The organism is Ruegeria sp. CDSB114 (assembly GCF_059611025.1).
On the sequence record NZ_JBXWOT010000006.1, the window covers coordinates 178,040 to 184,680 of the forward strand.

A 6,641-nucleotide genomic window follows, 5' to 3' on the forward strand; every position below is an offset into this window, starting at 1 on the left:
CAAGCCGGATCACTCTGAAGCGATATTTTTGATCCAATCCTGGCTGGATGCCGTATTCTAACTAACAGAAACCTTCAGAAAACCACGCCCCTCCGGGCGGTTACAAGCGGGCCGGACCATACTGAATGACACAAACCGTTGATCATGTTGCGGGCCATACCTTTCACGGGCGCAAGGGGGCGATCGAAAACGCCTTCCGCTATTCGGTCGACTACATTCTTCTGAACCCCGAATGTGATCTGACTACACCAGTGCTGTTTTCGGTGAACCGGTCCAACCTTACCAACTGGCGGTCGCAGGACCACGGGGGGGCGCCGGGCCAAGGCGGCGCTGCCGTATGGCTGCGCACCCAGTTCGATCAGATGCAGGTGGCGCAACCGGCGCGCCTGATGTTGCTGACCCAGCCCCGGGTTTTGGGTCATGTCTTCAACCCGGTCAGCTTCTGGTTCTGTTTCGATGGGCAGGGTGCGCTCTATGCGGTTGTGGCCGAGGTGACCAATACCTATGGCACGCGCCACAGCTATCTGTGCCACAATCCCGGCTTTTCACCCATCAAGGCAACCGACAGGATGGTGGCTGACAAGCTGCTGCATGTTTCGCCCTTCCAGAAGATCGAGGGCAGCTATACCTTCCGTTTCGACTATCGCCCCGAACGTGTTGGCGTTTGGATCGAGTATACCCGCCCCGAGGGCGGATTGATCGCCACCCTGACCGGGACACGCCGTCCGCTGACCAACCGGGTGATCCTGTGGTCGCTGCTGCGCCGCCCATTTGGTGCGCGGCGGACCTTTGCGCTGATCATCTGGCAAGCACTTAAACTTTGGGTGAAAAAAGCCACCTTTCGCCCGTTCAGAACCGCACCGGTGCCGGATCAGCCGGTTTCGCGTGTGCGCCTGCGCTAACGCGTTTGTTCAAGATCAAAGACTCGGGCTCTGCCTAGTGGTTGTTTCATTCGAAAGCCGCGAACACAGGAGTCGGGTCATGTTGGAAATTTCAGCAAGAAAAGTTGCTCAGGTTGCGCTGATGGGGCGCGAGCTGAATCGGGCCGAGGGCGAGTTGCGCGCGTTCATTGATCACATGAGCGAGGACGAACAGGCCGAACTGGTGGCTATCATGTGGATCGGGCGTGAAAGCTTCTTCGCCGAGGATCTGGTCGAAGCCATCGCCACCGCAAGGGCCGAAGCCTCAACCCCCTGCGCTGATTACCTGATCGGCACGCCGCACATGTCAGATCATCTGGAAAATGGTTTGGATGCGCTGGGGGTATCGGCGGAAGATGTGGAAAACGATCTGATGTAGGCGATTGCGCAACGGATCGAGGACAGAGTTTTCCACACCTTCTTGTCTGGTGGTTTAATCGGATAAAGGGATGGTCGTGGACAATTTTAGCCAGGTTTGATTTAGGTTCGGGTGAACTACTTTTGGTTGAACGAATGACATCCGATACCCCAGCTTCTTTGCGACACAGAAAATCGAAGCTCGCCCGTGTTCTAACGGGTATTGTCTTGATCGCAATCGCTGGGGTTTTGGTGCTAGGCCAAGAACGTAAAAAGCTGATGGCTACCTGCAACTTTAGTAAGGCTGACTTGGAAGACAAGTTGGCCGCCTGTGATACGTTGTTGATATGGGCGGCATATAACCCGTCAACCCGGTCGCTGATCCATCGACACAAGATGCGGGCACATATGTGGAATAGAGACTGGGAGGCTGCCCAAAGCGAGGCTGATCTGGCTATTGCAGAAGACCCTGAAAGCCGCGTGCCGTGGCAGTGGAAGGCGCTGGCCCACGCCCGCGCCGAAGAATACCCAGCGGCGATGGAGGCAATTGAGGCAGCGCTGGAGATTGCCCCGGGTAATGACTATTCGCTAGAGACAAAAGCCAAACTCTTGCGCCGGATGGATCGGTTGTCAGAGGTTGAGCCTCTGGTTGAAGACGCCATAGCCAACCATAAAGTGGGCCCGTGGGCCTGGAGCTATGCTGGCTATTTCAGATTGCGGGCAAAGGAGTATAGACCCTCGGCTTTGGCCTTTTCCGAAGCGTTACATGCCGATCCACACAATGCATATGATCGCCGCAAGTTCCTTGAGGCCTGCCGACTTGCTGGCCCAGATTGCCCGCCTCTGTTTCCTGAAAAACGCGCGAGCTATGCTGAGCTTAGCTGCGAAGACATTGCATTGCAGTTTGCAGAGCAATATCCAGATTTTCACAGCGGAGCTGGTTTTGATACGCCGTATGACCTGATCGACCAAGGTGATTGGCGTGCAAAGGTCCTGGTGCAGGTTGTTTACCTCGGCACAGCAATCGGATTCGAGCAGACTGCGTCAAAAGAATATGCAAATAGGTTGATAGTAGACAGCGCCATGTTTGAGTGTGTTTCGGGTGGCGAATATTACTTTTCGGGCTCGGATAAGGGCTCCGAAGAACACCGCTATGCAGCTGAACACTTGTTTGGACCGGAATTGCGTAGAAACCTTGTCGATCTCGCGTATACGCATCTGAATTGATGTACCAACCCGGCCAATCCAGGTTGGTGCGGGCTTAGTTTTCAGCCCGCGTGATCCACCACCTGCAGATGCTGCGCCAGCCGGTCAATTTCAGCCATCCAACTCTGCACCAGCTTTGGATCATTGGGGGCCGCATGAACGCCTGCCGGGATAGCGCGGTTCAAGACGGCTTCGACAGCCAGTGAAACGGGGACCGAGACCAGCCGCGCCATTGCCGTGCCGCGGTCGTCACCCCAGGCATCCATCACATAGGTTTTGTGCCAGACCGGAACGCCGTCTTTTTCCGCCTTCAGGCCCACACACAGAACCACACGGTCCGGCTCGCCCTCGTCATAGGCGTTTTCGGCCCAGAACTGGTCCGACATCTCCTTCAGGCGTGCATCGCCTTCGGGCCCTGACAGGGTTTCGATTTCGGCAAACACATCTGACCACGCATCGGCCCAGCCATTCAGACGCAGCGTACCGCGGACGAATTCCTTGACCGGCCAGTGATCCTCGAAATGGTACTGCGCCATGAACGGGATCGAGTCGCGGTTCGGGTAGACCTCAAAGCTTTCGGGTGTGGGCAGGGGTGCGATATAGCTGGTAATCGCATCCCATGGGCGCGCCACGTCCAGCAGAGCATAATTGCGAATTGATTTCGATGGTGAACGCAACGCCTTGAGCACACCCAGCGGTGACCAGCTGAACTTGTACCGGAACGGGTTCGGATGCCTGGGGATACCACCGCAATAAGAGATGAAACTCAGGTGGTTCTGCGGGTCGAACGCGTCCGAAGCGCGATAGTCGTCGATCAGTGCATGAGCCATCAAGTGATCGATGCCCGGGTCCAGCCCGACCTCGTTGACCAGCGCCACCCCGGCTTCGCGGGCCGCGTCGTCCAACGCGCGCATCTCGGGGGCGATATAGGAGGATGAGACGAAATTCGCCTGTTTCGCGATTGCAAGCTCGGCCAAGGGCACGTGCCAATCGCCGGGCAACATCGAAACGATGACATCGCCCTGTTCCAGCACCGCGGCCAAGGCGTCGATGTCAAAAACGCGGATATCGCTGGTCAGGTCACCAACTTCGGCCTTGGCCTTTTCGATTGTCCTGTTCCAGACTGTGACCTTTTGCCCGCCTTCGATCAGGCGGCGTAAGCCGGGAATGGCCGACAGGCCGGTGCCACACCAGTGAATCGTCATGTGAAAACTCCTTTACGGCTGTTCAGCCAAACCTCAGTTTTGCAATCACGATCGCGCTGACAAGCAGGATCGATATCACATTACCCAATATCAGCGGCCATGCCGCAATCATCACTCCGTAAATCAGCCACAGGCTCAGCGTGGCCAGAATCAACAGGTTCGCCGGCATAGACAGATCCTTGGTCTCGCGGGAGCGCCAGGTCTTTAGGGTTTGAGGAAGCCAACATACAGTGCCCAGCACCGCAGCCGCGCCCCCGATCAGGTGTTCCATGCGTGGCTACTCCTAGACATGGTTGTCGAACGTATCGCGGGCCCGGCCCCAGACGCCGCTGTCCAAGTCGGTCAGGGTCAACAGAGAAGGCAGAAGCTGTGCTGCATAATCTTCCGAGCTTTCGACCGGTAGCATCGACGGCAGATTGTCGATTGCAACTACATCAAGAACCGGATTGGTCGCCACGCGCAGGGCAGGTGCGTCCCAAGTGGTTGCTCGGTCATAAACCGGAACAGGGTTATAATCGCTGTCAGGGTCACAGGCGACATCGCCGATGGCGGTCAGCTTGCGGTCAGCGGCCAGTGCCTCATGCGGGACAAAAATCGGCGTGCCTGGGCGCGCGAAGATACAGTTCAGGAACAGGTCGTGGTCGAGGATTTCAGGGAACGGCCCGCCGCTGGCGGTTTCGGCCATGTCCCACTTGGTGACACTGACACCCATCGCCGTGCAAAGGTCGCTGGCGCCGGTACCCACGCGGCCAAGAGCACCGATGACGATGGCCCTTGGTTTATTGGCCTCGATGGCATCTAGTTCAGCCAGAAGCTCGAAATTCAACGCGTCCTTGCTGGGATAGACACCAACCGGAGGGCATTCCGCGCCCCGCTGCTGCGCGGCCCAAGTCTTGAGTGTCACCGCAGCCCCGGCATAGCCGGCCCAATAGCCAAAGGCGGCGACTCGGCGGCCGTTTTCCTCGACAAGATATTCCAGATCATACAGCGTTCCGCCCCCGGCCTTGAACCGTTCTAGCAGCGCCCGGCCGGAATGCTGACCCTTATAGGCATGGCCGAACATGATGTGGCGGTGGGGCAGGGGCGTGCCATCCTCGGGCAGTTCCTTGAGGCCAAAGATGATCGCGTCATTAGGTGCATCTGGCCAGGAATTCTCGGGCGCGATCTCGCAGCCAGCAGCCTTGTAACCGTCGATGGGGATGGCGCGAACATGGCTTTCCTCGACCGTTACGCGGATGCCAGCAGCGATCAGAGCCAAAGCGCCTTCAGGGGTCAGCCCGACCCGTTCTTCGTTCGGGCGCTGTTCGGCCCGGACCCATAGATGCGTCATATTTTGTCCCCTTTATCAGAGCATTCCGGCGGCACGTACGGCTTTCAGCGAAGCGCGCGCCTCTGCCGCCTCACGAAAGGCGACGATCTTGGGGTAGGCTGCGATGTCGACGCCGTCGCCTTCCAACCAACTGCAAACCACATACAAATAGGCATCGGCAAGCGAGAACGCCTCGCCCAGCACAAACGGTCCACGCAGACCGTTCGAACAGATATAGTCGCAGGACGCTGCCATGGTCTGCGCGACTTTTGCCGTCATATCCTTCCAGCTGGATTTCTTGTCGGCCCACCGTGCGCCGCGCAGCTTATGGGCGTGGTTCACATGCATGGTCGAGGCAAGGTAATACATCACCTCGCGCATCCGGGCGGCCATGATCGGGTCCGCAGGCACCAGCCCGGCCTTCGGAGCCATTGCTGCGATGAACTCCAAAAGTGCCCCGGTTTCGGTCAAAATCCCACCGTCTACCACCAACGCCGGAACCCGGCCTTTTGGGTTGATCTGCTTGTAGGCGGATTTGGTTTGCTCTCCACCGGCAAAGTCCAGTTGGATGGCCTCATAGTCCAGCCCGGCCTCTTCCAGTGCAATCGCAACGGCGACCGAAATCGTGCGAGGGGCATAGTAAAGTTGCATCACAAAGCCTCTGGTTTGGGGTTACAGGTGGGTCTGTGCAAACTGCCGGTCTGGTGCTTCCAGATGCGGAACGGCATTGAACAGAACCGGGCTGAGCTGTGTACCTATCGGGTATAAACGGTGCATTGATGTGTTCATGATGGCAAGAGCCACCCGCGCCATGGCCGGGATATCCAGCCCCATCGCCTGCCGGACAACCATCGAAATCAATCCGCCCGAGGTCACAACGATGGCAGGGCCGCCTTCGGTTCCGATATCGGTCAGCGCGTCGCGCACCCGGGTTTCGAATTCCTCGAAGGTTTCCGGTGTGTTTTTGATGGCGCCATCGGCCCAGGCGGCAAAGGTGCGGGGCAGATGCTCGACAAAACCTTCGCGATCAGTGGGCACTTTCACTCCGTGCTGTTCCTCGAACAGCTGCGCGATGGTGAAATACTCGATCTCGTTCAGCCGCGGATCGCGGATCGGATCAGCCAGCCCCATGCTGGCGGTGGTCTCGGCGTGGCGGATCAGGGTGCCGCAATAGACCCGGGGAAAATGGCTGCGTGTGTCCTGCAGATGCGCCCCCAGCCAGCGGGCCTGCTGATGCCCCAGATCGCTGAGCTTGTCATAGTTCTTTTCGTCGCGCGCGGTAGTGTTGGCCTGCCCGTGACGCACCAGTGTGATATGTGACATGTCGGTCCCTCTTGCGTGGCAAGTCTTAGGACAGGTCTAGGTCCGGGGCCAGAGCCGTTCGTTGCGGTTTGGAAATTATTCTCGCTCACCCCCGAATCTGGCCGGGCGGTATTGTTGTTGACTCGCAAGACCGTCCACAGGAACCTTGGTGATATCAGACTGTCCTGCAAATTCATCGTTGCAAGCTATTCGATGACCTCGGAAAACTGGCTTGGGAAAGGGTTTATTTATGACGGATATTAAGCGCACGCCTTTGCATGGTTTGCATGTTGAGTTGGGAGGTAAGTTGGTTGATTTTGCTGGTTGGGAGATGCCTGTTCA

8 protein-coding genes are annotated in these 6,641 nt (G+C 57.7%); 3 read left to right on the top strand and 5 right to left on the bottom strand.

From position 1 onward, the window contains the following. The first annotated feature begins 125 nt into the window (after nucleotides 1-125). From AC2FIP_RS14880 to AC2FIP_RS14890, 3 genes are all read left to right on the top strand, one after another. Nucleotides 126-902 (top strand): DUF1365 domain-containing protein, encoded by a 777-nt coding sequence (locus AC2FIP_RS14880; protein ID WP_496787020.1) that lies wholly within the window; start codon nucleotides 126-128, stop codon nucleotides 900-902. Between the two features lie 79 nt (nucleotides 903-981). Further along, nucleotides 982-1,299 carry a DUF3775 domain-containing protein gene (locus tag AC2FIP_RS14885; protein WP_142640076.1) on the top strand — a complete coding sequence of 106 codons (318 nt, stop codon included), beginning with the start codon at nucleotides 982-984 and terminating at the stop codon, nucleotides 1,297-1,299. A gap of 206 nt (nucleotides 1,300-1,505) precedes the next feature. Next, nucleotides 1,506-2,504: a tetratricopeptide repeat protein gene (locus AC2FIP_RS14890; RefSeq protein ID WP_496787021.1), complete on the top strand. Its 999-nt coding sequence runs from the start codon at nucleotides 1,506-1,508 to the stop codon at nucleotides 2,502-2,504. A 41-nt stretch (nucleotides 2,505-2,545) separates the two neighbouring features. Here AC2FIP_RS14890 and AC2FIP_RS14895 read toward each other — a convergent pair whose 3' ends face one another. Genes AC2FIP_RS14895 through AC2FIP_RS14915 form a run of 5 tightly spaced genes read right to left on the bottom strand, consistent with a single transcriptional unit; the run spans nucleotide 2,546 to nucleotide 6,320 of the window. Then, nucleotides 2,546-3,688, bottom strand: a complete 1,143-nt coding sequence (locus AC2FIP_RS14895) for a saccharopine dehydrogenase family protein (RefSeq protein WP_496787023.1) — start codon at nucleotides 3,686-3,688, stop codon at nucleotides 2,546-2,548. 22 nt (nucleotides 3,689-3,710) lie between these two features. Then, on the bottom strand, nucleotides 3,711-3,959 hold the full coding sequence (locus tag AC2FIP_RS14900; protein ID WP_142640081.1) for a SemiSWEET family sugar transporter: 249 nt from the start codon (nucleotides 3,957-3,959) through the stop codon (nucleotides 3,711-3,713). A 12-nt stretch (nucleotides 3,960-3,971) separates the two neighbouring features. After that, nucleotides 3,972-5,018: a saccharopine dehydrogenase gene (locus AC2FIP_RS14905; RefSeq protein WP_496787024.1), complete on the bottom strand. Its 1,047-nt coding sequence runs from the start codon at nucleotides 5,016-5,018 to the stop codon at nucleotides 3,972-3,974. Between the two features lie 15 nt (nucleotides 5,019-5,033). Then, nucleotides 5,034-5,648: a glutathione S-transferase family protein gene (locus AC2FIP_RS14910; protein WP_496703581.1), complete on the bottom strand. Its 615-nt coding sequence runs from the start codon at nucleotides 5,646-5,648 to the stop codon at nucleotides 5,034-5,036. 21 nt (nucleotides 5,649-5,669) lie between these two features. Beyond that, nucleotides 5,670-6,320 (bottom strand): histidine phosphatase family protein, encoded by a 651-nt coding sequence (locus AC2FIP_RS14915; RefSeq protein WP_496787025.1) that lies wholly within the window; start codon nucleotides 6,318-6,320, stop codon nucleotides 5,670-5,672. Nucleotides 6,321-6,641: the final 321 nt, after the last annotated feature.

What these genes read in the sequence shown, in the direction of transcription:
- AC2FIP_RS14880 (WP_496787020.1), top strand. Translation starts at nt 126, where the DNA reads ATGACACAAACCGTTGATCATGTTGCGGGCCATACCTTTCACGGGCGC.
- AC2FIP_RS14885 (WP_142640076.1), top strand. Translation starts at nt 982, where the DNA reads ATGTTGGAAATTTCAGCAAGAAAAGTTGCTCAGGTTGCGCTGATGGGG.
- AC2FIP_RS14895 (WP_496787023.1), bottom strand. Translation starts at nt 3,688, where the DNA reads ATGACGATTCACTGGTGTGGCACCGGCCTGTCGGCCATTCCCGGCTTA.
- AC2FIP_RS14900 (WP_142640081.1), bottom strand. Translation starts at nt 3,959, where the DNA reads ATGGAACACCTGATCGGGGGCGCGGCTGCGGTGCTGGGCACTGTATGT.
- AC2FIP_RS14905 (WP_496787024.1), bottom strand. Translation starts at nt 5,018, where the DNA reads ATGACGCATCTATGGGTCCGGGCCGAACAGCGCCCGAACGAAGAACGG.
- AC2FIP_RS14910 (WP_496703581.1), bottom strand. Translation starts at nt 5,648, where the DNA reads ATGCAACTTTACTATGCCCCTCGCACGATTTCGGTCGCCGTTGCGATT.
- AC2FIP_RS14915 (WP_496787025.1), bottom strand. Translation starts at nt 6,320, where the DNA reads ATGTCACATATCACACTGGTGCGTCACGGGCAGGCCAACACTACCGCG.